This is a genomic window from Bacillus sp. JJ722, from assembly GCF_036963345.1.
Classification (GTDB): domain Bacteria; phylum Bacillota; class Bacilli; order Bacillales; family DSM-1321; genus Bacillus_AD.
The window spans coordinates 1-2,449 of record NZ_JBALMO010000060.1; the positions used below are offsets into that span (position 1 = coordinate 1).

General features: G+C 32.0%; 3 protein-coding genes. All 3 read right to left on the bottom strand.

Translation table 11 applies throughout. The features are described from left to right. Positions 1-255 precede the first annotated feature (255 nt). Complete coding sequence (locus tag V7014_RS08920; protein ID WP_335506266.1) at positions 256-744, bottom strand: GNAT family N-acetyltransferase; 489 nt, start codon at positions 742-744, stop codon at positions 256-258. 55 nt (positions 745-799) lie between these two features. Further along, complete coding sequence (locus tag V7014_RS08925) at positions 800-1,669, bottom strand: STAS domain-containing protein (RefSeq protein ID WP_438824895.1); 870 nt, start codon at positions 1,667-1,669, stop codon at positions 800-802. A gap of 113 nt (positions 1,670-1,782) precedes the next feature. Further along, entirely contained in the window at positions 1,783-2,331 is a 549-nt protein-coding gene (locus tag V7014_RS08930) for a TVP38/TMEM64 family protein (RefSeq protein WP_335506270.1), read from the bottom strand. Positions 2,332-2,449: the final 118 nt, after the last annotated feature.

Below are 2,449 nucleotides of genomic sequence, written 5' to 3' on the forward strand. Positions count from 1 at the left end.
AAATTTATATCTTATAAAGAATAAAATATGAAAATACACATAAATAAAAACAGCTATCCAAATCATGATATCAATGTCATTAATGTATAATAGAATAGGAATAGTATAAAGAACTAATTGAATGATATACCTAAATCGAAGTTTAGTGATTTTCATAACTACAAGATCACTTATTAAAGTAACAGGTACGCAAAAAAAAAGCGTTCACTCTTTAGTGAAACGCTTTTTTATAACATTAAACTGCTACAAATCTATTTATATACTAAAAGTCTGAATTAAGCATGGTTCATCATCAATCAATTCTTCTCTTTCAACAAATTCAATATTGAACTGTCTATATACTTTTTTCCAAAAGCTTACGGCGGGGACATTTTCGACAAGCTCTATTACAAAATATTCCCCGTGTTTCTCTTTAAATAATATTTCTAATACTTTCTTGCCCAGACCTTTACCTCTAAATTTATTAAGTATAAAAATATCATTAATTCCGTAATCACTTTCGTTTTTCAAAAACGGTCGTTCTATTAATAATAAAAAGCCAACTATGCTGTTCTCGTACTTTATGAAATAAGGGGTAATGCCCTCTGTTTCCCAGAATAAATCAGATCCATCAAAATGAAAAACACCATCTGGGCCCAAATCAATACTGTTAGTATATTTTGAAAGGTCATGGAGATATAGTGAATATAGATTAAGCAAAATCTCTTTGTCGTTTTCATGTACCAATTGTAAACTCTGGCTCAATGTAAAATCTCCTTAGAAAATATTAAATTTCCTTTAAAAGCTTTACTAAGTTCCTTTACTTAAGTTCCACTTTCTCACTTTCAAAAATAGCTTGTGAAAGTGTTGTTGTCACGTTAATTTGGTCAAAGGATAGTCCCAAATGCATAGCTGTAACAGCAATCTCTGGTCTAATGCCAGATAGAGTAGAACTAACTCCAATTAATTTTAAAGCTTTTATTAGTTGAAAAATCTCATTTGCTACCATTGTATCGATCAAAACAACTCCCGATAAATCGATGAATAAATGAGTGATACCTTTTTCCGAGCATTGTTTTAATGTCTTCTCTAAGATTATTTTCGCGCGAGCTGTATCAACATCTCCAACTAACGGTAATAACGCCGTACTGTTTTTTAATGAAATTACTGGAGAGCTTAGCTCATAAATCATCTCTTGTTGTGCTACTAATAGCGCTGTAGATGTCTTATGATTTACTTCAACAAATTTAGTAATCGTAATATCAAATATTCGATTGATCTTTCGATTCCATGTAGAACTTTGCTCCCAACTAACCTTGTTTTCATACTCTTCTACAAAACGACTAAGATAATCTAAATATTGCTGTCTCACCCTACTAAACTCACGCAATATGTAATGAATTGGCGTTGAAACATGATAGCTATCAGTAGCTGTCTTTAAAATCCATTCGTTAAACTCATCAAAGAATACTTCTTCATCTTCAACGAAGCTATTACACACATACAGATGAAATTCATTGTTTTGTGATTTTAAGTTTTGAATGACTGCTGGATTAGTAGATGAATAAACAGAGTCTGGATCATGATCTTCAACTGTCTCATACCATTCCTCTGTTAATTGATCTGCCCTCGATTGGAAATAATCACGCAATGCTTTATTTTTTTCCACTGACTCATCGCACCCTTTCATTATAACTAAACAATTCAATTCAATATAAAGAAACCGAAAATTCTCAATTTGATAACGATTAAAAATAAAGACGGATTCCTTCTGTTAGATGGAGCCGTCTCATTGTCATTTCATTAATCTTCAACTGTTCTTTTCCTAAAGTATAACAGAATTACAACAAGAATAGCTATTACCGCTAACCCTAACTGCATTTGCCATTGTAACTTCAACACCTGCATCACTGCATAAGCTTCTATAAGTAGTGAAGGTATTTTACCAATCGTACTAGCAATTGAATAATTTATAATGTTCATCCTACTTCCTGCACCAGCTAATGTTACAAGCCCTGAAGGTGCAAATGGAAATAGCCGAAGTGCGAAAATGAGCATAAATGCTTCAAAACCCTTCGCCATCTGAAGTCTTATGATTGCTTTGTTTGTACTGCGAATCTGAATTTTATTAATACCTTTTCGATAAATATAAAAGCTAATAATTGCCCCTAATGCTTCACCAACTAATGAAATCAATACACCATCTACAAAACCAAAAAACGTAATGTTAGCTGCTGTTACAAACACACTTGGCAATATTCCAGCAATGCTAACCATAATACTTATAATAATGCTAATCCACAACGCGAAATCTCCGTAATTCGAAAATAAATCCAAAACAAACTGTTCCATTTTTACCACCTAAATCAATTTAGCTAATGATAGGGAGATGAATGTCCCATACTACTTAATAGTATATGATTTTTTTCTTAAAAAACCATTAAATGATACAGTGAAACTTTAATCGGGT